Consider the following 22,454-nt stretch of genomic DNA (forward strand, 5'->3'; position numbering starts at 1 on the left):
GGTTGCCATGCGTTGGGTATGTATTCTCTTCCCGCAATTGGCGCTGGACGCGGTCTTGCGTCAGCGCAGCGACCCGGATCAACCGCTGGCGCTGTTGACCGGCCCGGCCCAGCGCCGTGTGTTGCAGGCAGTCAACGCTTCTGCAAGGGCACTGGGCTTGCGTCCAGGCCAGTCAATGACTGCCGCCCAGGCATTGAGCAAGGCCTTTGTCACGGCGGAGTACGACGCCGCAGAAATCGAACACTGGCAGCAATTCCTCGCGGCCTGGGCCTATCGGTTCAGTTCCCAGGTCAGCGTGCATTACCCCCGTGCACTGGTGTTCGAGATCGAATCCAGCCTGGGCCTGTTCGGCCCCTGGTCGCAATTCGAGGCCCGCTTGCGCAGCGAGCTGGGGGAGCTGGGTTTTCGCCATCGCATAGTCGCAGCCCCCAACCCGGTGGCTGCACGGGTATTGGCCAACCTGCATGACGGTCTGGTGGTCGCGGATGACGCCGCCTTGCAATGGCACCTCGCGCAATTGCCCATCGACCGCATTGCCCTGGAACCGACGGTAGCCACGGCTTTGTCGCGCATGGGGCTGCGCACCCTGGACCAGCTGCAGGCTTTGCCGCGTAACAGCCTGGCACGGCGGTTCGAAGCCCGTGTACTGCTGCACCTGGACACCTTGTGCGGGATCCGGCCATTGGCCCTGGCGTTCTACCTGCCACCTGACCGTTTTGATGTGCGCATCGAGCTCAATTTTGATGTGCAGTCCCACCAGGCGTTGCTGTTTCCATTACGCCGCCTGACCGGCGATCTCGCGGCGTTCCTGTGCGGGCGCGACAGTGGCGTGCAGCGTTTTGACCTGCACCTGGAACACTCAGGCTTGCCTGACAGCGTGATCAAGGTCGGCCTGCTCAGCGCCGAGCGCGATCCGGCGATGCTCTTTGAACTGGCCCGTGGGCGGCTGGAGCAAGTGCAGGTGCAGGCCCCGGTGCGCGGCTTTCGCTTGCGAGCCGAAGACTTGCCCGCCTTTGTGCCCCAGCATCAGGAGCTGTTCGACGACCGCCCGCAACAGTCCTTGCCCTGGGAGCAATTGCGCGAGCGCTTGCGGGCCCGGCTTGGGGATGATGCGGTTCACGGCTTGCGCTTTCAGGCCGACCACCGACCTGAATGTGCCTGGCAGGCCGGGGCCGATAACCAGCGCGGCAACGGGCTGTGCGGTGTGCAACGTCCAGGGTGGCTGCTGACTGAACCGCTGGCGGTGCAGGAAGGGTCGGCGCGCATTGTCATGGGGCCGGAGCGAATCGAGTCCGGTTGGTGGGATGGCGGCGATGTGCGACGCGACTATTACCTGATTGAAACCCGCTCCGGCCAGCAGGCCTGGGCCTATCGAGCGGTAGGCGAGGGTGGTCCATTGTGGCTGCAGGGCTGGTTCGCATGACCAGCGCCTACGCGGAACTGCATTGCCTGTCGAACTTCAGCTTCCAGCGCGGCGCATCCAGTGCGCTTGAGCTGTTCCAGCGGGCACAAAAACAGGGCTACCTGGCGCTGGCCATTACTGATGAATGCACGCTGGCAGGCATCGTCCGTGCCTGGCAGGCGGCCAGGTCGGTGGACTTGCCGCTGATCATCGGCAGTGAAATCCGCATCGAGAACGGCCCGAAACTGGTGCTCCTGGTGGAAAATCTCGAGGGTTATCAGCACCTGTGCCGGCTGATCACGCGGGCCCGACGTCGTACGCAGAAAGGTCAGTATCAGGTGCTGCGCGAAGATTTCAGCGAGCCGTTGCCGGGTTTACTGGCGCTGTGGGTGCCTGACGCTGTGGATGATACGGGCAGTGGTCAGTGGCTGCGGCAAGTGTTTGCTGAACGTCTGTGGCTGGCGGTGCAGTTGCACTGTGGGCAGAATGACCGGCGCCGACTGGCCGACCTGATGAGCCTGGCGGGCGAGCTGCAAATCCCGATGGTAGCCAGCGGCGACGTGCACATGCATGTGCGCGGGCGACGCGCGCTGCAGGACACCATGACCGCCATCCGCCATCACGTGCCGGTGGCAGCCGCCGGTTTACGCCTGCACCCCAATGGCGAGCGGCACCTGCGCAGTCTCGATGCTCTGGACGCGCTCTATCCCCAGGCCTTGCTCGACGAAACAGTCAGGATCGCCCGTCGTTGCACCTTCGACCTGAGCCAGTTGCGCTACCAATACCCACGTGAGCTTGTGCCCGAGGGGCACAGCGGGGTCTCGTGGCTGAGGGTACTGACCGAGCGCGGGATTCGCCAGCGTTGGCCCGAAGGTGCGAGTGACAAGGTTCGGCAACTGATCGACAAGGAACTGGGCCTGATCGCCGAGCTGGGTTATGAAAGTTATTTCCTCACCGTGCAAGACATCGTCGCGTTCGCCCGACGCGAGCGCATTCTCTGCCAGGGACGCGGCTCGGCGGCCAACTCTGCGGTGTGCTTTGCCCTGGGCATCACCGAGATCGACCCGGCACGCATGAACATGCTGTTCGAGCGTTTCCTTTCCAAGGAGCGTAACGAACCGCCAGACATCGACGTCGATTTCGAACACGAACGTCGCGAAGAAGTCCTGCAATACGTGTTTCAGCGCTACGGTCGCACCCGTGCAGCCCTGACCGCAGTGGTCAGCTCTTATCACGCTGCCGGAGCGGTGCGTGACGTGGCCAAGGCGCTGGGGTTGCCGCCGGACCAGATCAACGCCCTGGCCGATTGTTGCGGCCACTGGAGCGATCAGACGCCGCCATTGGAGCGCTTGCGCGAAAGCGGTTTCGACCCCGAAAGCCCGGTGTTGCGTCGGGTGCTCAGCCTCACCGGACAACTGATCGGCTTTCCCCGGCACCTGTCCCAGCATCCGGGTGGCTTTGTCATTTCCGAGCAGCCACTCGACACCCTGGTGCCGGTGGAGAACGCGGCCATGGCCGAGCGCACCATCATTCAATGGGACAAGGACGACCTGGATGCGGTCGGTCTGCTCAAGGTCGATATCCTGGCGCTGGGCATGCTCAGTGCCATTCGCCGTTGTTTTGACCTGTTGCGTCGCCACCGCAACCTCGACCTGAGCCTGGCCACGGTGCCGGCTGAAGACCCCCAGACCTACGAAATGATTGGCCGTGCGGATACGGTCGGGGTGTTCCAGATCGAGTCCCGGGCGCAGATGTCGATGTTGCCCAGGCTCAAGCCCAAAGAGTTCTATGACCTTGTCATTGAGGTAGCGATCGTGCGACCCGGGCCTATCCAGGGTGGCATGGTGCATCCGTATCTGCGGCGACGAAACGGTGAAGAGCTTGAAACCTATCCGTCCGAGCAATTGCGCGAAGTGTTGAAGCGCACGCTTGGGGTGCCGTTGTTCCAGGAGCAGGTGATGCAGATCGCCATTGTTGCCGCCGACTACAGCCCCGGGGAGGCCGACCAGTTGCGTCGCTCCATGGCGGCCTGGAAACGCCACGGCGGGCTTGAACCGCACAAGTTGCGCCTGGCTGCCGGGATGAAGAAAAACGGCTATACGGCGCAATTCGCCGAGCTGATCTTCGAGCAGATCAAGGGGTTTGGCAGCTATGGTTTTCCCGAGTCCCACGCCGCAAGCTTTGCCTTGCTGACTTACGCCAGTTGCTGGCTGAAGTGCCACGAACCTGCGGCATTTGCCTGCGCGCTGATTAACAGCTGGCCCATGGGTTTCTACAGTCCCGACCAGATCCTGCAGGATGCACGCCGCCACCATTTACAGATTCGCCCGGTGGATGTGCGCGCCAGTGACTGGGATTGCAGCCTTGAACCCGTTGCCGGGGCGCAGCCGGCGATCCGTATGGGCTTGCGCATGATCAAGGGCTTTCGCGAGGACGATGCACGACGCATCGAGGTGGCCCGGGCTCGAGGGGCATTTGTCGACATCGCCGACCTCGGCGAACGGGCACGGCTCGAAGCCCGCGCCCAGGAGCAGTTGGCCGATGCTGGAGCCCTGCGCGGGCTGGCGGGAGATCGCCATCGCGCGCGCTGGGAAGTGGCAGGGGTGCACAAGCAACTGGGACTGTTTGCCGGGCTGGCGATGCAGGAGGAGGAACCGGTGGCCTTACCCAAGCCCACGGTTGGCGAGGATCTGCTGGCTGACTACACCAGTGTCGGTACCACCCTCGGCCCACATCCGCTGGCCTTGTTACGCGGCGAGCTGAAAGCGCGGCGCTGTCGCAGTTCCAGGGAATTGCTGGAGGTCGAGCATGGCCGTCCGGTCAGTGTCGCCGGCCTGGTCACCGGTCGCCAGCGACCGGGTACCGCCAGTGGTGTGACCTTCGTCACCCTGGAAGATGAGTTCGGCAACGTCAACGTGATCGTCTGGCGCGACCTGGCCGAGCGTCAGCGAAAAGTGCTGGTGGGCTCGCAGTTGCTCAAGGTCGATGGGCGCTGGGAGAGCCAGGGCGAGGTTCGTCACCTGATTGCCGGAAGAATGAGTGACCTGAGTGAGTTGCTGGACGGGATGAGCATTCGCAGTCGGGATTTCCATTGATGAATCCATCCTCTATCCCCTCTCCGTAGGAGCTGCCGAGTGCAACGAGGCTGCGATCTTTTGATCGTAAAAAACAAAATCAAGAGATCGCAGCCTCGTTGCACTCGACAGCTCCTACACTTCAGGCCAGACCCGCTCGCCGCCGCCCGGCGCTTGCGTCCAGGCCTGCAGCGATCGCGTCGGCAAGTCGAAATAGTCCCGGGTGCGCGCATACCCGTGGCCGCCCATACGGCCGATGGCATCCAGGCCGAGTTGATCGATGTACAGGGTTTTCGGGTCGATCAGTTCATCACGGACATGGGCCATCAATACTTCGCCAAAGATGATTTCCCGCGACTGCCCGATCGACAGCGCCATCATCCGCCGGCATTCCAGAGCCACTGGCGCTTCGCCGATGCGAGGGCATTTGACCAGGGTGCCGGGGATAGCCGTAAGGCCGGCAGCGGTCAATTCATCGAAGCCAGGGGCGAAGGGGACGGCGCAGACGTTCATGGCTTCCACCAGGGCATCGCTGACGATATTGACGGTGAATTCCTGATTCAACTGGATGTTGCGCGTGGTGTCCTTCGGGCTCTGGTCGCCATAATTTTCAACACCCAGGGCAAGGATCGGCGGGTCGGCGGACAATGCGTTGAAAAAGCTGAAGGGCGCGGCGTTGATGCGGCCCTCGCCATCGATCGTGGTGACCAGGGCAATCGGGCGGGGCACCACACTGCCGATCAGTATCTTGTATTTGTCCCGAGGGCTCATCGTGCTGAAGTCGAAGCTGTGCATGGGCAGTACTCTAAAGTAAGGGGTCGATAGCGCTTAAAGGCGCGCTTGCGCTGTAGTCGTCGGCGAACGCAATGGCCGGTTTGAACAGGGTCTTCCAGTCGGGTTGGCCTGTGGCCCGGTCGGCATGGCTGCGCATCAGTTTTTCGAATTGTCGCTGGGCCTGGCGTTGCAGGGCGGGGTAGTCGATGCCTTGCACCTGGCCGTCCCGCATCACGCAGCGACCATCGATATAGCTGGCGATGCAATCGTCTCCACGTCCGGCCAGCACCAGGTTTTTCAATGGGTCGAACAGCGGGCCCAGGTGCAGGCCGCGCAGGTTGAATACGCTGATGTCGGCCTTGGCCCCTGGAGCCAGGCGGCCCAGGTCGTCTCGCCCCAGTGCCTTGGCGCCACCGAGGGTGGCGGCGTTGTAAAGGTCCAGGGTGCTGGTCAGCGAATTGCCGCCCTCCATCAATCGGGCGATGTTCAAGCCCTGGCGCATGTTCTCCAGCAGGTCCGCTGGCCAGGTATCGGTGCCCAAGGCGAAGTTAATGCCCAGGGCGCGATAGCGTCCGAACGAGTCAAGCGCCTCGCCATCACGGGCAAACACCACCGGACAATGGACCAGGCTGGCCCCGCCATTCACCACGCGCTGCAGGTCCTCATCGCCTGAGGTGTAGATGCCGTGTGGCAGGAGGCTGCGCGGGGTGAGCAGGTTCAGTTTTTCCAGCCAGCCCAGCGGTGAACAACCGTGCAGTTGCTCGACCATCGCGACCTCGCCAAGCCCCTGGCAGCAGTGCAGGCGCACTGGCGCTGCAAGTTCGCGGCTTAAAGCAGCGGTGCGTTGCAGTAACCCTTGCGTACAGGTCTGGATGCGGTCCGGCAGCAACGCGCCGCGAATCAGCCCGCCGTGGGCACCGTCGAAATCCTGGAAAAATCGTTCAGCCGCTGCCAGCCCGGCCAACCCCCTGGCCTCATCAAAGTGATGCCCCAGGGTTGCGTTTGCACGCCAGTAGCTCATGCCACTCATGTAGCAAGGGCCGAGGTAGGTCCGCAGGCCCAGTTCGCCGGCAACCTGGGCGACGGCGGCAAACTCGTCGTAGGTTTCGGCCCACTCGCGGTAGTACATCGAGGTGATCGGCATTGCCGTAGTGATGCCATTGCGGATCAGTTGAGTGAAGGCGTAGCGATATTTGAATACCTCCTCCTCTGGACTGAAACTCTCCCGTGGGCCTCGCGTCAGGTATTGCTCGGACCACATGCGGCCCATCTCGCGTTCGTCGCCGTTGTCCAGGGTCAACACCGTGGAATCCAGGTCGCCGAGGGCATCCAGGTCGATGAGCCCCGGGCTGATCAGCGCGGTACCGTAGTCGATCCATTGTTCCACCGGGCCCACGTAGCCACGCCCGACAAACAGAATGCGCGAGCCTTCGAACACCACCTCGCCGTCGCGCCATAACACGTGTTGCCTGCCGTCGAAGCCGACCACACAAGCCGCTTTGAGGCCGATGATGGTTGCCCGGCGACTCACAGGCGACTGTCCAGCAATCGTCCATCGCAGGCAATCAACTGGCCCTGGCGATAAACCTGGCGCAATGGCCGCGCGACCACTGCTTCGCCCAGGGTCTGTACCGGCATCAACAGGAAGTCCGCCGGGCGGCCGAGCTCCAAGCCGTAGTGTTCGATGCCTAACGCGCGGGCGCCATTGACGGTCGCGGCATCGAACGCGGCGGTCAGTTCATCGTCCTTGTTCAGGTCGAAACGAAAGGCGAGAAGCATCGCCCGTTCCAGCATGTCGCCGTTGCCCATGGGCGACCAGGCATCGCGGATGCCGTCGGAACCCAGGCACATGTTGACCCCGACCTGGCGTAACGCGAGGAACGGTGGCACTGCGCAGTCCGCTGGCGCCGAACTCATCAGCGAAATACCGAGGGCAGCCAGACGCTCGGCCACGGGTTTGACCTGGTTCCAGGGCAACATGCCAAGGCAGTAGGCATGACTGATCATTACCTGTCCCTGGCGTGCGAAACGCTCGGTGTAGTCGGCAATCAGGGCGATCTGCCACAAGCCCAGTTCGCCTTTGTCATGCAGGTGGATGTCCACCCCACGGTCGAATTCGCTGGCGAGCTTGAACACGAAGTCGAGCTGGGCGACGGGATCATTGTCGATGCCACAGGGGTCCAGGCCGCCGACGTTTTCCACGCCCAGGGTCATGGCTTCGCGCATCAGGTCGGCAGTGCCGGGGCGGCTGATCAGGCCGGTTTGCGGGAACACCACCAGTTGCAGGTCGATGAGGTCGCGGTAGCGCTCGCGCAGTTGCTGCATGGCTTCGACATGGCGCAGGCCGAACTCAGGGTCGATGTCGACGTGACAGCGCATGGTCAGCGAGCCGCGTGCGATGCAGTTTTCCAGAAGTGCGCCAGCCCGGTGGGCGATGGGCGAGTCGACTTCACGCAGGACGTTTCGCTCGTTGGCAATGTAGTCCTTCAGAGTCGGCCCGGCGCTGTTCGGGCGCCAGGGCTGGCCCCAGAGGGTTTTATCGAGATGCACATGGCTTTCCACCAGGGCCGGGGTGAGCAGTTGATGACCGCCGTCGATGTCGGTGGCGCTGAGCGCTGCGTTTGTTGCCGGGCGGCGTTGCTTGAGCAGGCCGTCTTCGATCAGCAGGTCTTCAGCGGGGGCGCCGTAGGGGCGCACGTTGCGTAGCCATTGGATCATTACGTATCTCCGGATCTTGTGAGGTCAGAGTTGGCTCCATAGCGAGCAAGGTCACTCCCACAAGGGATCCGTGGGGGGCCAGGCCCCCTGTGGGAGCGAGCCTGCTCGCGATGGCCGCGACTCGGTTTAAAGCCAGGCAATTCAACCCTTGAGCTTCGCCCAAATCCGGTCCTGCAGCTCCCGCGCCTTGTTGCTGCACTCTTTCTCCGGGCGCAGGCGCGAGGCGAACTCGTCTGGCATGTTGATAGCGTCCATGACCTTCCATTTGGCCTCCAGCAGCTTGTCGCTCTGGATTCCGTTGGCATAGGCAATGGCATTCGATACCGCCGCTGCGTTTTCCGGCTTCATCATCCAGTCGATGAAAATCTTTGCGTTACCGGGATGTGGCGCGCTTTTCGGCACGGCGAAATTGTCCTGGAACATCGCCAGGCCTTCGCGCGGGTAGACGTACTTGATGGTGTTTTTCTGCAGCGTGGCGCGGGCGGTCGAGCCGTTCCAGTTCTGCATCATGATCACTTCACCCGAGGCCATGCGGTCGACGGTGTTGTCGGAGCTGTACATCTTCAGGAACGGCTTTTGCTTTTGCAGCAGTTCCAGGATGCGCTTGGCGTCCTGGGGGTTTTCGCTGCACTCGTCGACATTCAGGTAATGGCTGGCGGCGTTGATCACGCTGCTGGAAGTGTCGAGGGCGGCCAGTTGCCCTTGCAGTTCCTTGCGCGGCTCGAAAAACTCTTTCCACGAATCGTCCAGCTTGCCACCGGGCACCCGGGCGCTGTCATAAGAGAAACCGGTGGTCCCCCACAGGTAAGGCGCAGAGAACTTGCGGCCAGGGTCGAACGTCGGGTCGCGAAAGGCCGGTTTCACGTACTGGAAATTGGGCAGGGCAGCGGCGTCGATCTGCAGCAGCAAATCCTGCTTGATCAGGGTTTGCATGATCGACTGCGAAGGTACGATCACATCGTAGGCAGCGCCCCCGGCCTGCAATTTGGCGAGCAGGGTCTCGTTGCTGTCGTAGCCGTCCATGGTGACCTTGATGCCGGTTTCTTTCTCGAATTTGGCCAGCAGGTCGACCGGGTAGTAATCGGTCCAGTTGTAGAAGAACAGCTCCTTGGGCTCGGCGGCTTGCGCAGTAAAAACCGTCAGGCAACTGAGTGCCAGACCGGCGACGCCATACCGCAGGGTTTTCATTTTCATGACAGAACACTCCAGGCTCATTGGTTTTTGCCGCGCTGTCCCAGCCAGAAGGCCAGGACCACCAGCACGATGGAAATCACCAGCATCAGGGTCGAAATCGCATTGATCTCCGGCGTCACGCCGGCCTTGATTGCGGAGAAGATGTAGACCGGCAGGGTTGTGGATCCCGGGCCGGCAACGAAGAAGGTCATGATGAAATCGTCCAGGCTGACGACAAAGGCCAGCACCGAACCCGACAGCACCGCCGGCCACAGCAGCGGCAGGGTGACCCGGCGAAACACCTGCCATGGGTTGGCGTACAGGTCGTTGGCCGCTTCCAGCAGGCTCTTGTCCAGGTCATTGAGGCGGGCACGGATCGGCAGGTAAGCGAAGGGAATGCAGAAACCGATGTGCGCGACGATCACGGTGAGCAACCCCAGCTTGATGCCCAGGGCCATGAACAGCAGCAGCGTGGCGACCGCAGTAACGATCTCCGGCAGGATCAACGGCAGGTTGATCCCGCCCTCGACCATCTTCTGTCCATAGAAGGGTCGGTAGGTCGCCAGCGCGGCAAGCAGGGCGATAGCCGTGGCGCACGCCGTGGCGATGCTGGCGACGATGATCGAGTTCAACGCGGCGGTCTGGATCGACGGGTTCGCCAGGATCCGCCCGTACCACGCGAAGGAAAACTCGGTCCAGACCGTCGCCGAGCGGTTGGCATTGAAGCTGTAGGCGATCAACACCAGGATCGGCAGGTACAGATAGGCCAGGATTAGCAGGCTGACCTCGCGGGTCAGCGGCAGTTTTTTCAGGTGCAGGGCGATCATAGGGGGGCTCCCCGACGCAGGGTCTTGGCCGCATTGCGGCTGTAGAGGGCGTACAGCACCAGGGACAGCAGCAGAATCCCCAGTAACAGGAACGATAAAGAGCTGCCCAGCGGCCAGTTGCGCGCGGTGCCGAACTGTTGCTGGATCAGGTTGCCGATCATCAGCGTCTTGCCCCCGCCGAGAATCGCCGGGGTGATGAAGGCGCCCAGGCTCGGCACGAACACCAGCAGCGCGCCGGCGATCACCCCCGGCATAGAGAGCGGCAGGATGATTCGCTTCAGCGCGTGCCAGCGATTGGCGCCGAGGTCGTAGGCGGCTTCTACCAGGCGCCAGTCAAGTTTCTCCAGGGTCGAGTAGATCGGCAGGATCATGAAGGGCAGGAAGCTGTAGACCAGCCCTACGCTGACCGCGAAGTCGTTGTACAGCAGGGTGATGCCACCGGCCTGGGGGAACAGCGCATTGAGACTTTGCGCGACCCAGCCGTGTTCGCGCAGGATGATCAGCCAGGCATAGTTGCGGATCAGCAGGTTGGTCCAGAACGGGATGGTGATCAGCAGCACCATGAGGTTGCGCCGGCCCGGGGTCAGGCTGGACATCCACAGCGCCACCGGGAAGCCGAACAGGAAACACAGCAGCGTGGTGCCTGCGGCCTGGAATACCGAGCGCAACAGTGCCTGGGCGTACACCCAGTTGAGCTCCAGTTCACCGTCGAAACCTTCCTGGAAAAACAGCTGCACATAGCTTTGCAATTGCCAGTCGGCCTGCCAGTCGACTCCGCCGTAGACGTTGCGCGGCAGGAGGCTGATGTAGCCCATGATGCCCAGGGGAATGGCGATCAGGGCGAGCAAGGTAAGGACCACCGGGCTGAGCAACAGCGCACGGCTCAAGGCGGGGGAAGAACTGCTGACGCTCATCTCAGGCCTCCATCAACAGGCAGGCGTGGGGCGGCAGGTTGACGGCGACCCGGTCACCTACGGCCCGGCCACGGTTCAGGCCTTCGTTGTTCTCACGCAACATGACTTTGACTTCATTGTTCAGCCGGCACTGATAAAGCGTGGCGGTGCCCACGTACAGGACGGCCTCGATCACGCCCCGCAGGTGGTGCGGTTGCGTGGGGTCGACTAGTTGTGAACGTTCCGGACGAAATGCCAGCTGTACGTTGGCACTGTCCAGGCCGTGATCCTGGCACGGGATTTCCACCGGCATGCCGTTCGGAACGAAGAGGTTTTCGTTGTGCTGGCCGCGCTTGAGGTGGCCGGGAAGGAAATTGATGTCGCCGATGAACTGGGCGACGAACTGGTGTTGCGGGCGTTCGTAGATGTCGTTTGGGCTGCCGATCTGCAGGATCTTGCCCGCCGACATCACGGCGATGCGATCGGACAGGGTCAGGGCTTCTTCCTGGTCGTGGGTGACGAAAATAAAGGTAATGCCGGCTTCTTTCTGCACTCGCTTGAGTTCAACCTGCATTTCCTTGCGCAACTTGAGGTCCAGGGCCGACAGCGGCTCGTCCAGCAATAGCACCTTGGGCTTGGGGGCCAGCGCCCGGGCCAGCGCCACGCGCTGCTGTTGCCCGCCGGACAATTCGGCGGGTTTGCGCAAGGACAGGTGCTGCATCTGCACCAGCGCAAGCATTTCCTCCACCCGCCGGGCCGTCTGTTTGCGATCAAGACCCTGCATCTCGAGGCCGAAGGCGATATTCTGCGCGACAGTCATGTGTGGAAACAGCGCGTAGCTCTGAAACACCGTGTTGACCCGGCGCTTGAAGGGCGGCAGGTCATTGACCGGTTCACCCCCAAGGCGGATCTGGCCATCGCTGACATGCTCAAAACCGGCGATGGTGCGCAGCAGGGTGGTTTTGCCGCAGCCGGAAGGGCCGAGCAAGGTAAAGAATTCGTTGTCGGCGATGTCGACCGACACGTTGTCCAGGGCTGGGGCCAACCCGGGATCGTCGGAATACCGCTTGGAAACGTTACGCACTTCGATAGCGTTTGGCTGACCCATAATGGTGCGATCCTCTAATTATTGTATGCAATATCTGGATGCAATCTACAAATAACCGGATTAATCTGCGGGTGCAACCCCCTTTTTTCGTTGGCCATTCATTGCCAGGGGGCGGTTGTCCGGCACAAAGGAGTATTCAGATGAGCGAAAAGAAACCCGAGACAACCGTGGACCGCGTCTACCAAGGGGTTTACGAAGCGATCAGCAAGCGTTCGTTACGTCCGGGGATGAAGCTTGGCGAGGCGTCACTGGCCGAGCTTTTTAATGTGAGCCGCACGTCGGTGCGCGCGGCGCTCAAGCAGTTGGAAGCCGACGGGCTGGTGACGACCGAGCCCAATAAAGGTGCATCGGTGTCTTTGCCCAGTGATGAAGAGATCCGTTCGCTGTTTGAAACCCGCCGCCTGATCGAGATCGGCATCGTCAGTGAACTGTGTCGCCGGCGCGATTCGGCAGTCGCCCAGGACCTGCGCGAGCACCTGCTGCTGGAGGACGAAGCGCACCGCAACGGCGACCACGAGCGGCTGATTCATCTGCTTGGGGAGTTCCACATCAAGCTGGCGCGCAGCCTGAACAACCCCGTGCTGCTCGACTGGTTCCAGAAGCTGATATCCCGGGCCTCGCTCTACGCGGCGGCGCTGGACGACGACAGCCACGAGGCCTGCCGCGATGACGAACACCTGCGGCTGATTGAGTACATCGAGGCGGGAAACCAGAGCGCGGCGATCGAATTGACCTGCATGCATCTGAACGGCATCGAAAAGGCCATCCTTGACGTCGCCGCCACGCTGAAAACTGGCTACCATCCGCTTAAGCACCTGATTGAAGTGTGATGATCTGGAAATTCAGGCAGGAGCTACCGCAGGCAGCGATCTTTTGATCTTGTTTTGCTAGCGCCAGGATCAAAGGATCGCAGCCTCGTTTCTCTCGACAGCGCCTGCGCGTGCTTCAGATCGCTACGATGTGCTTGTAGGCAATGAAACCATTGGCGCCGCGTGTGCTCGAAGCAGACAGGTGTCATTTCAGGGACTAAAGAGTCAGTCGATGCAGTTTCTAGACGCAAGCCACGGGTGTGCCGGCTGGAACGGTGAGATGGCCGGACGCATTCGTGCATTCGACTGGAGCCTGACCGAGCTTGGGCCTGTCCAGAGTTGGCAGAAAAGCCTGTGCAGCACTGTGCAGTTGATGCTTGCGTCGCCCTTGCCAATGGTCATGCTCTGGGGCCGGGCCGGGTACATGATCTACAACGACGCCTACTCGGAATTCGCTGGCGGCCGCCATCCTTACCTGCTGGGCTCTCCGGTGGAACTGGGTTGGCCGGAAGTCGCCGAATTCAACCGGCATGTGGTGGACACGTGCCTGGGCGGGGGCACCTTGTCCTATCAGAACAAGGAACTGGTGCTGTTACGCAACGGGGTCCCCGAAGACGTCTGGCTCGATCTCTATTACAGCCCGGTGGCCAATGACGAGGGTCGGCCCGCAGGCGTCATGGCGATGGTGGTGGATACCACCGACCATGTCATTTCCGAGCGCCGGCGCCGGGCGGCTGAAGATGCCTATCGCGCCGATAACGAGCGGGTCCGCCTGGCACTGAATGCCGGGGCCTTGCTGGGCTCCTTCGTCTGGGACCTCAAGGCTGACATTCTTTCCGGCGACGAACGATTCGCCCGCACATTCTCCTTTCCGCCAGGCTACGACCTGTCCAACCTGCCCAGTGCCGTCGCTGAATCGCGGATTCACCCCGAGGACGTGGGCTGGGTCCGTGAGCAGGTTAAGCAGGCGCAGAAGACCGGTGAACCCTTTAACGCCGAATACCGCGTGCTGCGGCCCGACGGCAGCCATCTGTGGGTGCTGGCCAGCGGCGCTTGCGAGTTCGACGAAAGGGGCGAACCGTTGCGCTTCCCCGGAGTGCTGATCGACATTCATGTGCGCAAGACGGCTGAAGAATCACTGCTCAAGTTCACCCGCAATCTGGAACAACGTGTCGCTGAAGAGGTCGGCGCGCGGCTGCAGGCCGAGGAGCAACTGCGTCAGTCGCAGAAGCTCGAAGCCATCGGTGGCCTCACGGGTGGCGTAGCTCACGACTTCAATAACCTGCTGCAGGTGATCGCCGGCAACCTGCACCTGCTGGCGCGGCATGAGCCGGACAACGCCAATGTGCAACGTCGGGTCAAGGCCTCGATTGCAGCGGTCGAGCGCGGGGCCAAGCTGTCCTCGCAACTGCTCGCGTTTGCCCGGCGCCAGCCTTTGTCCCCGGCGGTCTATGACCCACGGCAAATCTTCGAAGGCCTGGCCGAGTTGTTGCAGCGAGCGCTGGGCGAAACCTTGCAGATCGATGTGCGGGTCCCGCAAGAGTCCTGGCATCTCAACGTTGACCGTAATCAGTTGGAAAACGCCATCCTCAACCTGGCAATCAATGCCCGGGACGCCATGCGGGGCGAGGGCACGGTGATACTCAGCGCCGAAAATGTTGCACTGGACCGCCAGTTCTGTGCCGGCAAGGGCATTGTCGCCGGCGATTATGTGCGGGTTGCGGTAGTTGACACGGGTGTTGGCATGCCCCCCCAGGTGCTGGCGCAGGCGTTTGAACCCTTTTTCACTACCAAGGCGGATGGCCAGGGCACCGGGTTGGGCCTGAGCATGGTGTTCGGCTTCGTCAAGCAAAGCGGCGGGCATATCGAGATGTCCAGCTTTGAAGGCCAGGGCACTCGGGTCGAGCTTTATTTTCCGCGGTGCCTGCGCGGGCTGTCTGTTGAATCAGCGGTGCATGACGCGCAGCATCCAGGCGGCCACGAAACTGTCCTGGTGGTGGAGGATAACGAGGCGGTGCGCGCCGCGGCCGTGGAGCTGCTGCACGAGGAGGGTTACAAGGTGCTGATCGCTGCCAACGGGGACATCGCCATGCAGATGTTGCTGGAAGGCGTAGCGGTGGATCTGATTTTCACTGACGTGGTCATGCCCGGGCTGATCAAGAGCTCGGACCTGGCCGCCTGGGCCAAGGTGCAGAAACCGCCGGTTGCGGTGCTGTTCACGTCGGGGCATACCCGCGACATCATTTCGCGCAATCACCAGCTCAGTCCCGATACCCATCTGTTGAGCAAGCCTTATGGGCCGGAAGCGCTGACGCGCATGGTCCGTAATGTCCTGAGCGGTTGAAGTGAATTATCGGGATTTGCAAGGAACCAACGTAGGAGCTGGTAAACCTGAGATTAAGCATCCTCAATTCAATCAAGGCAGCCTATGAATTCCGATCCAACCTCCGGCATGGTCAGGGTGCGCGGTGCCCGGGAACACAATCTCAAGAATGTGAATGTCGATATCCCCCGCAATGCCCTGGTGGTATTCACCGGAGTCTCCGGCTCGGGTAAGTCATCCCTGGCGTTTTCCACGCTCTATGCCGAAGCGCAACGGCGTTATTTCGAATCTGTGGCGCCCTATGCCAGGCGCCTGATCGATCAGGTGGGTGTGCCTGACGTCGACTCCATCGATGGCCTGCCGCCGGCCGTGGCGTTGCAGCAACAGCGCGGCACGCCGAGCACGCGCTCGTCGGTGGGCAGCGTGACCACCTTGTCGAGCCTGATCCGCATGCTCTATTCCCGGGCCGGCAGCTACCCGCCCGGGCAACCGATGCTGTATGCCGAGGATTTCTCGCCGAACACACCACAGGGCGCCTGCCCGGAATGTCATGGCCTGGGGCGGGTCTATGAAGTCACCGAAGCACTAATGGTTCCGGACCCGAGTCTGACTATCCGCCAACGCGCAGTCGCTTCCTGGCCGATGGCCTGGCAGGGACAAAACCTGCGCGACATCCTGGTCACGCTCGGGTATGACGTCGACACGCCCTGGCGCGAGCTGCCGAAAAAACAGCGTGACTGGATCCTCTTCACCGAGGAAACCCCGACTGTACCTGTGTACGCCGGGCTCACGCCCGAGGAAACCAGGGTCGCCCTCAAGCGCAAGATGGAGCCAAGTTACCAGGGCACGTTTACCGGCGCCCGACGCTACATCCTGCACACCTTCACCCATTCCCAAAGCGCGCTGATGAAAAAGCGGGTTGCGCAGTTCATGCTCGGCAATCCATGCCCGGTGTGCGACGGCAAACGCCTCAAGCGCGAAGCGTTGTCGGTGAAGTTCGCCGGTTATGACATCGGCGAGTTGTCGCAGATGCCCTTGCTGCAGTTTGCCGAGGTGCTGAAACCGGTGGCGGCGCAGACCTATCTGGACCAGGCCGAGGAAGCGGGTGACGTCTTCACGCCAAGCCAAACCCTGGAAGCCCGGGCCCAGCGCGTCGCCCACGGGGCCAGTGCGCATGCCAATGCGCCGGATGTGCGGCATACGCCCAACCTGTCGGTGGAAAAGCGTCTGGCGGCGCAGCGTATCGCTCAGGATCTGCTGGAACGGGTCAGCACCCTGACCGACCTGGGCCTGGGCTACCTGGCACTGGAGCGCAGCACGCCGACCCTGTCCTCCGGCGAGTTGCAACGCCTGCGCCTGGCGACCCAGTTGGGTTCGCAACTGTTCGGCGTGATCTACGTGCTCGACGAACCCTCGGCGGGCCTGCACCCGGCGGACGGCGAGGCGCTGTTCGATGCCTTGCAACGGCTGAAGGCCTGCGGCAATACCTTGTTTGTGGTCGAGCACGACCTGGAAACCATGCGCCGTGCCGATTGGCTGATCGACGTCGGCCCGGCGGCCGGTGAACATGGCGGGCGGATCTTGTACAGCGGGCCACCGGCCGGCCTGGAGCAGGTCAAGGAATCGCAAACCCGCGACTACCTGTTCGCCGAGGCAGCGAGCCAGGCGCGCACCTGCCGCAAGCCAGCCGACTGGCTGCGACTGGAGGGGATCACCCGCAACAACCTGGACAACCTCAGTGTGGAGTTTCCACTGGGCTGTTTCACTTCGGTTACCGGTGTTTCGGGGTCGGGGAAATCGAGCCTGGTCAGCCAGGCGTTGCTGGAACTGGTGGGCGCGCACTTGGGACGCCCGGTGGCTGAGAGTGATGCCGAGGAGCCGAGCCTGGAGGACGATGCGCCCCAGGTCAGTGGTGGTCAGGTGACTGCGGGACTGGAGTCGATCAAGCGCCTGGTGCAGGTCGACCAGAAACCGATTGGCCGTACGCCGCGCTCGAACCTGGCGACCTATACGGGCCTGTTCGACAGCGTGCGCAAGCTGTATGCCGCCACTGATCAGGCGCGGGCGCAAGGCTACGATGCCGGGCAGTTCTCTTTTAATGTCGCCAAGGGCCGCTGCCCGACCTGTGAAGGCGAAGGTTTTGTCAGCGTCGAGTTGCTGTTCATGCCCAGCGTGTATGCGCCATGCCCAACCTGCCATGGTGCGCGCTACAACCCCCAGACTCTGGCTATCACCTGGCAAGGCTTGAACATCGCCCAGGTGCTGCAGCTGACCGTGGATGAAGCGGTGACGGTGTTTGCCGAGCAGGCTGGCATCCGCCGTTCACTGGAGGTGTTGCGTGACATTGGCCTGGGGTATTTGCGCCTCGGCCAGCCCGCCACCGAGCTGTCGGGCGGCGAAGCCCAGCGCATCAAACTGGCCACTGAACTGCAACGCAACCAGCGCGGCGCCACCCTGTACGTGCTCGACGAACCGACCACCGGGTTGCACCCCCGGGATGTCGATCGGCTGATGGAACAGCTCAACACCCTGGTGTCGGCGGGGCATACGGTCATAGTGGTCGAGCACGAGATGCGCGTGGTAGCGCAGAGTGACTGGGTGATTGATATCGGGCCTGGGGCAGGGGATCAGGGCGGTAAAATTGTGGTGGCGGGAACGCCGCTGAAAGTTGCCAAAAGCAGGAAGAGCAAGACTGCACCGTTTTTGGCCAGGACGCTCAACCTGTAGAAGCAGGACCGGAATGAGCATTGCTCCCACCGGTCCTACTCCCACAAACGGTAGATCAAACCCTATCAATCGTACGTCGCACCTTGTCCAGTAGCTCGTTGATCTGGAATGGCTTGACCAGCATTTCCATGCCGTCGCCGAGAAACACCTGGCGGTTGATCGCGTTTTCCGCATAGCCGGTCATGAACAGGATCGGCAACTGCGCGCGCCAGCCTCGGGCTACGTCCGCCAGCTCGCGGCCGGTCATGCGCGGCAGGCCGACGTCGGTCAGCAGCAGGTCGATCGACGGGTCGTTCTGCAACCGCTCGAGTGCGCTTTCAATGTCGCCGACCTGGGTGCAGCGGTAACCGGCGTCCATCAGCACCTCAGCGACGAACATGCGCACTGACGGCATGTCCTCGACGATCAGCACGTGCTCGCCATCGCCCTGAGCATCTGCCGTGAGTGGGGGGGCCTCGCTGGAGGTCGGGTCGGAAGTAGCGGGCAGCATGATCGTGACTTCGGTACCGCGTCGCGCCACGCTACGGATGTGCGCGTCGCCGCCGGACTGGCGGGCGAAGCCGTAGATGGTCGACAGCCCGAGGCCGGTGCCCTGGCCCAGCGGTTTGGTGGTGAAAAACGGATCGAAGACCTTGTCGATGACGCTGTGATCGATGCCAGTACCGTCATCGCGCACGGCCAGGGCGACATAAGCACCGTCCGCCAGGTTGGGATCACCGTGGGAGAAGGCGGCATAGGTACTGACCCAGATATTACCGCCCTGGGGCAGCGCATCGCGCGCGTTGATCACCAGGTTGAGAACGGCACTTTCCAGCTGGACCGGGTCGACCAGGGCGATCGCCGCTTTGGACGTCAGCTCAAGTTTCAAGGCGATGCGCTCGCCGATAGTGCGCATCAGTAATTCTTCCAGCGAACGCACCTGGGCGTTGATGTCCACCGGCCGGGTGTCCAGTGGCTGCTGGCGGGCAAAAGCCAGCAGGCGATGAGTGAGGGAGGCGGCACTCATGGCAGAGCTCAAGGCGGCTTCGGTATACAACTGGACCTTGTCGGTGCGTGACGCGGCGATGCGCTTCTGGATCAGTTCAAGGCTGGTGATGATGCCGGTCAGCAGGTTGTTGAAGTCATGAGCGATACCGCCGGTGAGCTTGCCCAGCGCGTCCATCTTCTGCACCTGCAGCAGCTGCGCCTCGGTGCGCGCCCGTTGCGCGACTTCGTTGGCCAGCTGGGTAGTGGCGTCATCCAGGCGCGCCAGATGCGAGCGCTCACGATGACGGTGCTCGGTGACGTCCTCGACGAACACCAGGCTCAGTTCAGGTGTGCGGTAGGGTGAGAGCTGCCATTCGGTCTCGCGGACTTCGCCGTGCACGCGCATATTCAGCGTGCCTTTCCAGCGCTCGCCATAGGCCAGGCGCAGGCGCAGTTCGTCAATGACCGCGCCCTGGTCCGGGGCAAAACACTCGCGCAGGGCATCCGGGTCGAGGTTGTCCTGCATCAGCTGCGTGAACGCGTGATTGCATTCGTGCACCTTGAGCTGCGCGTCCAGCACCGCGATGGGCGCAGACACATTGACAAATATTTCCCGAAAACGCGCCTCGCTCTCGCGCAGCGCATTTTCCGTTTCACGCACCCGCAGCAAGGTGCGCAGGGTCGCCAGCAGCACATCTGGGTCCACCGGGTGAATCAGGTAGGCATCCGCGCCAGCGTCCAGGCCGGTGATGATATCGCCAGTCTGGATCGACGCCGCCGACACGTGAATCACCGGCAGCAGGGCGGTGGCGGGGTCGCAGCGCAGCTTGCGCACGATGTCGAAACCGCTCATGTCCGGCAGGTTCACGTCGAGAATCAGCGCGTCGAGGGCGACACTGGCGATCAGTTCGAGGCCCTCGCCACCGGTGCCGGCCTCCAACACCTCATAGCCGTGGCTTTCCAGGCGACGGCGCAAGGCGTAGCGCGTGGCGACGTTGTCATCGACGACCAGCAGGCGGATGTCACGTTTCATCGACGGGCTCCATGGCAATTGCCAGCGGGATGATCACGAAAAAGGTCGAGCCCAGGCCCGGCTTGCTCTCCAGGCCGACTTCGCCACCCAGTAACTGAGCAAAGCGTTTGCACAGGGACAGCCCGAGTCCGGTGCCGCGAAGGCGCTTCTGCAGCGGTGAGTCGACCTGGGAAAAGTCCTCGAACAATGCGCCATGTAGCTCCGGGGCGATACCTATTCCGGTGTCGCTGACGGCAAAACGTACGTGAGCCGCGTCGTGCAGCCGTGCCGAGACCCGGACTTCGCCGCGGGTGGTGAATTTCAACGAGTTGGAAATGAAGTTGCGCAGGATCTGCGCCAGCTTCTTGTCGTCGGTAAACAGCTTCGGCAGGCCCACCGGCTCTTCGAAAATCAGGTCCACGGCGCTGGCATCGACAATCGGGCGAAACATGCCGCGCAACGCGGCGAACAGGTCGAACATGTCGAACCAGGCAGGGGAGATATTGATGCGTCCGGCTTCGATCTTCGCCAGGTCCAGCAGGTCGTCGACCATGTCGCTGAGTTCGCGCGCGGCGTTGCTGACAAACGCCACCTGCTTGTGCTGCTCGGCGCTCAATGGGCCGTCGAGTTCATCGGTCAACAGGCCGGTGATGCTCAGGATCGAACCCAGTGGTGTGCGGAACTCATGACTCATGTACGACAGGAAGCGGCTCTTGAGGTCCGATGCCTGGCGCAACTGGTCGGCCTGGGTATCCAGTTCGGCATACAGCGCCAGGACGCCCTGGTTGGTCTCGTCCAGCTCCTCACGCAGGGCGTTGGCCTCGGCCTGCAACTGCGCGACCAATGCCGCTTGCTCGTCGTGATTGATGGGTGCATCAGCCATGATGGGCCTCCAGCTCAATGACCACGACCGTGACGTCGTCGCTTGCGCGGCAAAAATCGCGGTGCAAAATGGCGGCAATCACGGCGGGATGGCGGTGTACCAGGCCGGGGTAATCTTGCAGGTTCCAACGGGACTGCAGGCCGTCGCTGTACATGATCAATAGTTGTCCGTTCACTTGAGCATAGTCAAAGGGTTGCGCCTTTCGATATTGCCCACCGACGATGCCGGGGTGGGACGCCAGGCCGCGTGATTTTCCGGGGGCGATCAGACAGGCACCGATGTTGCCGATGCCGACGAATTTCAGTGCATCGGCGTCGCCGTCGAACTGTGCAATCGCCAGGGCGCCGCCGCGGGTGCCGATCATGTCGCGGTGGATGTCTTCGAGCAGCATCACCGGCGTGGTGAACGGCGCCAAGGCGAACGTCTGTTCACCCGCACGTGCGGCGCGTTCGGCGTCCTCGCCATGGCCCAGGCCATCGATCACCAGGGCACTGATACGCGAGCCGTCAAAGGCCAGGTGCCAGACATCACCACAGGCGGGGTCGTTGCGCAGGGAATGCTGGCTGACGCCGAACCGCTGGTCCGCAGCCTTGTCGTTGCGTGGGTACAGCCGGGCCAGCAGCACAGCGCCCCGGGCGTCGGCATACACATCAAAGACCTGGGTCTGGCGCGACACCGCGCCCAGGCCGATGCCCTGGGTACCACCGGTAGAAAAACCGTCGGCCAGGCAGGCCTCCAGGTCAAATCCGTTGGCCCGGTCGATAGCGAGCATTTCAATCCCGGCACCGGCTGCCCGAGGCAGCACACGCAGGTGCAACTCACCGCTGGCGGCATGTTTGAGAATATTGCTGGCAAGTTCGGTGGCGACCAGTGCCACGCGCCCGGCATCCGTGGCGTCGAAGCCGTGCTGCTCGGCGAGTTGCTGCGCGGTACGGCGGGCGTGACCGATCTGGCTGGTGTCTTCGATGGGGAGTACTTGCGTCATCGAACCGCTGATGTTCATACCCATCGTGTGATCGTTATGCGAGTACCCTTGCCAGGCGCGGTATCGAGTTCGAATTCTTCCACCAGGCGTTTGGCGCCGGTCAGGCCAAGGCCCAGGCCACCCCCGGACGTCCAGCCGTCGGTCATCGCCAGCTTGATGTCGGGTATGCCCGGCCCCTCGTCGCGGAACACCAGGCGCAGCCCGGTGCGGGCGTTTTCATCGAGGATTTGCCAATCCATGTCGCCACCACCGCCATACACCATAGTGTTGCGCGCCAGCTCGCTGACGGCGGTCACCATCTTGGTCAGGTCGATCAACCGCATGCCGCATTCAGTGGCCAGCTTGCGCGCAGTCTGGCGCGCGAGGACCACGTCCTGTTCGATTTGAATGGGCTGGCTGCCACTGCTGCGCACGTTCATTGCTCACGTACTCGATCCTGCAGCAGTTTCATCCCGCGTTCGACGTTGAGCGCCGTGCTCACCCCTGGCAGGGTCATGCCGAGCTCCACCAGGGTGATCGCCACAGCCGGCTGCATGCCGACCAGCACGGTCTGGGCGTCCATGATGCGCGACAGCCCGGAGATGGTGCCGATCATGCGCCCGATGAACGAGTCGACCATGTCCAGCGCCGAAATGTCTATCAACACCCCGCGAGCGGAGGTGCGGCTGATGCGCTCGGACAGGTCATCCTGGAGCGTCAGGGCCAACTGGTCATGCATGTCGACCTGGATGGTCACCAGCAGGAAGTCGCCCATTTGCAGAATTGGAATGCGTTCCATCG

The 22,454-nt window shown here is 62.3% G+C and carries 17 protein-coding genes; 5 read left to right on the forward strand and 12 right to left on the reverse strand.

Going from position 1 to position 22,454, the window contains the following annotated elements:
- Positions 1 to 7: 7 nt before the first annotated feature.
- Together EQV97_RS01975 and EQV97_RS01980 are read left to right on the forward strand one after the other, a co-directional pair.
- Positions 8 to 1,423, forward strand: coding sequence for a DNA polymerase Y family protein (locus tag EQV97_RS01975; protein ID WP_122840665.1), 1,416 nt, complete (start codon positions 8 to 10; stop codon positions 1,421 to 1,423).
- Positions 1,399 to 4,497: an error-prone DNA polymerase gene (locus EQV97_RS01980; RefSeq protein WP_240888276.1), complete on the forward strand. Its 3,099-nt coding sequence runs from the start codon at positions 1,399 to 1,401 to the stop codon at positions 4,495 to 4,497. The genes EQV97_RS01975 and EQV97_RS01980 overlap by 25 nt, the downstream gene beginning before the upstream one ends.
- A gap of 114 nt (positions 4,498 to 4,611) precedes the next feature.
- On the opposite strand, the gene EQV97_RS01985 is transcribed toward EQV97_RS01980, so the two are convergent.
- The 7 genes from EQV97_RS01985 to EQV97_RS02015 all read right to left on the reverse strand — a co-directional run bounded on the left by EQV97_RS01985 (position 4,612) and on the right by EQV97_RS02015 (position 11,969).
- The gene (locus EQV97_RS01985; RefSeq protein ID WP_122840663.1) at positions 4,612 to 5,271 is read right to left on the reverse strand and encodes a flavin reductase family protein; all 660 of its coding nucleotides are present in this window, start codon (positions 5,269 to 5,271) and stop codon (positions 4,612 to 4,614) included.
- Between the two features lie 10 nt (positions 5,272 to 5,281).
- Positions 5,282 to 6,781, reverse strand: a complete 1,500-nt coding sequence (locus tag EQV97_RS01990) for an amidohydrolase family protein (protein ID WP_240888277.1) — start codon at positions 6,779 to 6,781, stop codon at positions 5,282 to 5,284.
- On the reverse strand, positions 6,778 to 7,968 hold the full coding sequence (locus EQV97_RS01995) for an amidohydrolase family protein (RefSeq protein WP_240888278.1): 1,191 nt from the start codon (positions 7,966 to 7,968) through the stop codon (positions 6,778 to 6,780). The genes EQV97_RS01990 and EQV97_RS01995 overlap by 4 nt, the downstream gene beginning before the upstream one ends.
- A gap of 141 nt (positions 7,969 to 8,109) precedes the next feature.
- The gene (locus tag EQV97_RS02000; protein WP_122840661.1) at positions 8,110 to 9,162 is read right to left on the reverse strand and encodes an extracellular solute-binding protein; all 1,053 of its coding nucleotides are present in this window, start codon (positions 9,160 to 9,162) and stop codon (positions 8,110 to 8,112) included.
- 17 nt (positions 9,163 to 9,179) lie between these two features.
- Complete coding sequence (locus tag EQV97_RS02005) at positions 9,180 to 9,968, reverse strand: ABC transporter permease (RefSeq protein ID WP_240888279.1); 789 nt, start codon at positions 9,966 to 9,968, stop codon at positions 9,180 to 9,182.
- Positions 9,965 to 10,882, reverse strand: a complete 918-nt coding sequence (locus EQV97_RS02010) for an ABC transporter permease (RefSeq protein ID WP_240888280.1) — start codon at positions 10,880 to 10,882, stop codon at positions 9,965 to 9,967. The genes EQV97_RS02005 and EQV97_RS02010 overlap by 4 nt, the downstream gene beginning before the upstream one ends.
- Position 10,883: 1 nt before the next feature.
- The gene (locus EQV97_RS02015; RefSeq protein WP_122840658.1) at positions 10,884 to 11,969 is read right to left on the reverse strand and encodes an ABC transporter ATP-binding protein; all 1,086 of its coding nucleotides are present in this window, start codon (positions 11,967 to 11,969) and stop codon (positions 10,884 to 10,886) included.
- A gap of 140 nt (positions 11,970 to 12,109) precedes the next feature.
- Here EQV97_RS02015 and EQV97_RS02020 point away from each other — a divergent pair, with 140 nt between their 5' ends.
- The 3 genes from EQV97_RS02020 (at position 12,110) to EQV97_RS02030 (ending at position 17,828) form a co-directional block, all read left to right on the forward strand.
- Positions 12,110 to 12,799 (forward strand): GntR family transcriptional regulator, encoded by a 690-nt coding sequence (locus tag EQV97_RS02020; protein WP_122840657.1) that lies wholly within the window; start codon positions 12,110 to 12,112, stop codon positions 12,797 to 12,799.
- Between the two features lie 211 nt (positions 12,800 to 13,010).
- Positions 13,011 to 15,122 carry an ATP-binding protein gene (locus EQV97_RS02025; RefSeq protein ID WP_240888281.1) on the forward strand — a complete coding sequence of 704 codons (2,112 nt, stop codon included), beginning with the start codon at positions 13,011 to 13,013 and terminating at the stop codon, positions 15,120 to 15,122.
- A gap of 84 nt (positions 15,123 to 15,206) precedes the next feature.
- The gene (locus tag EQV97_RS02030) at positions 15,207 to 17,828 is read left to right on the forward strand and encodes an excinuclease ABC subunit UvrA (protein WP_240888282.1); all 2,622 of its coding nucleotides are present in this window, start codon (positions 15,207 to 15,209) and stop codon (positions 17,826 to 17,828) included.
- A 55-nt stretch (positions 17,829 to 17,883) separates the two neighbouring features.
- Here the strand turns inward: EQV97_RS02030 and EQV97_RS02035 are convergent, their stop codons facing one another.
- The 5 genes from EQV97_RS02035 to EQV97_RS02055 are packed head-to-tail and all read right to left on the reverse strand — an operon-like array spanning position 17,884 to position 22,452.
- On the reverse strand, positions 17,884 to 19,827 hold the full coding sequence (locus EQV97_RS02035) for a response regulator (RefSeq protein ID WP_122840654.1): 1,944 nt from the start codon (positions 19,825 to 19,827) through the stop codon (positions 17,884 to 17,886).
- Positions 19,817 to 20,689 (reverse strand): ATP-binding protein, encoded by an 873-nt coding sequence (locus EQV97_RS02040; RefSeq protein WP_122840653.1) that lies wholly within the window; start codon positions 20,687 to 20,689, stop codon positions 19,817 to 19,819. The genes EQV97_RS02035 and EQV97_RS02040 overlap by 11 nt, the downstream gene beginning before the upstream one ends.
- Positions 20,682 to 21,692, reverse strand: a complete 1,011-nt coding sequence (locus tag EQV97_RS02045; RefSeq protein WP_240888667.1) for an ATP-binding protein — start codon at positions 21,690 to 21,692, stop codon at positions 20,682 to 20,684. The genes EQV97_RS02040 and EQV97_RS02045 overlap by 8 nt, the downstream gene beginning before the upstream one ends.
- On the reverse strand, positions 21,689 to 22,093 hold the full coding sequence (locus EQV97_RS02050; protein ID WP_045057597.1) for an anti-sigma regulatory factor: 405 nt from the start codon (positions 22,091 to 22,093) through the stop codon (positions 21,689 to 21,691). Before EQV97_RS02050 ends, EQV97_RS02045 begins: the two co-directional genes overlap by 4 nt.
- Positions 22,090 to 22,452 carry an STAS domain-containing protein gene (locus EQV97_RS02055; protein ID WP_240888283.1) on the reverse strand — a complete coding sequence of 121 codons (363 nt, stop codon included), beginning with the start codon at positions 22,450 to 22,452 and terminating at the stop codon, positions 22,090 to 22,092. Before EQV97_RS02055 ends, EQV97_RS02050 begins: the two co-directional genes overlap by 4 nt.
- Positions 22,453 to 22,454 lie beyond the last annotated feature (2 nt).

This window comes from Pseudomonas sp. TMW22090 (assembly GCF_022496665.1).
Taxonomy (GTDB): domain Bacteria; phylum Pseudomonadota; class Gammaproteobacteria; order Pseudomonadales; family Pseudomonadaceae; genus Aquipseudomonas; species Aquipseudomonas gregormendelii.

Bases quoted from the DNA above. Each gene is read 5' to 3' on its own strand.
- EQV97_RS01975 (WP_122840665.1), top strand. From the start codon at position 8: ATGCGTTGGGTATGTATTCTCTTCCCGCAATTGGCGCTGGACGCGGTC.
- EQV97_RS01985 (WP_122840663.1), bottom strand. From the start codon at position 5,271: ATGCACAGCTTCGACTTCAGCACGATGAGCCCTCGGGACAAATACAAG.
- EQV97_RS01995 (WP_240888278.1), bottom strand. From the start codon at position 7,968: ATGATCCAATGGCTACGCAACGTGCGCCCCTACGGCGCCCCCGCTGAA.
- EQV97_RS02000 (WP_122840661.1), bottom strand. From the start codon at position 9,162: ATGAAAATGAAAACCCTGCGGTATGGCGTCGCCGGTCTGGCACTCAGT.
- EQV97_RS02005 (WP_240888279.1), bottom strand. From the start codon at position 9,968: ATGATCGCCCTGCACCTGAAAAAACTGCCGCTGACCCGCGAGGTCAGC.
- EQV97_RS02010 (WP_240888280.1), bottom strand. From the start codon at position 10,882: ATGAGCGTCAGCAGTTCTTCCCCCGCCTTGAGCCGTGCGCTGTTGCTC.
- EQV97_RS02015 (WP_122840658.1), bottom strand. From the start codon at position 11,969: ATGGGTCAGCCAAACGCTATCGAAGTGCGTAACGTTTCCAAGCGGTAT.
- EQV97_RS02020 (WP_122840657.1), top strand. From the start codon at position 12,110: ATGAGCGAAAAGAAACCCGAGACAACCGTGGACCGCGTCTACCAAGGG.
- EQV97_RS02025 (WP_240888281.1), top strand. From the start codon at position 13,011: ATGCAGTTTCTAGACGCAAGCCACGGGTGTGCCGGCTGGAACGGTGAG.
- EQV97_RS02030 (WP_240888282.1), top strand. From the start codon at position 15,207: ATGAATTCCGATCCAACCTCCGGCATGGTCAGGGTGCGCGGTGCCCGG.
- EQV97_RS02035 (WP_122840654.1), bottom strand. From the start codon at position 19,827: ATGAAACGTGACATCCGCCTGCTGGTCGTCGATGACAACGTCGCCACG.
- EQV97_RS02040 (WP_122840653.1), bottom strand. From the start codon at position 20,689: ATGGCTGATGCACCCATCAATCACGACGAGCAAGCGGCATTGGTCGCG.
- EQV97_RS02045 (WP_240888667.1), bottom strand. From the start codon at position 21,692: ATGAACATCAGCGGTTCGATGACGCAAGTACTCCCCATCGAAGACACC.
- EQV97_RS02050 (WP_045057597.1), bottom strand. From the start codon at position 22,093: ATGAACGTGCGCAGCAGTGGCAGCCAGCCCATTCAAATCGAACAGGAC.
- EQV97_RS02055 (WP_240888283.1), bottom strand. From the start codon at position 22,452: ATGGAACGCATTCCAATTCTGCAAATGGGCGACTTCCTGCTGGTGACC.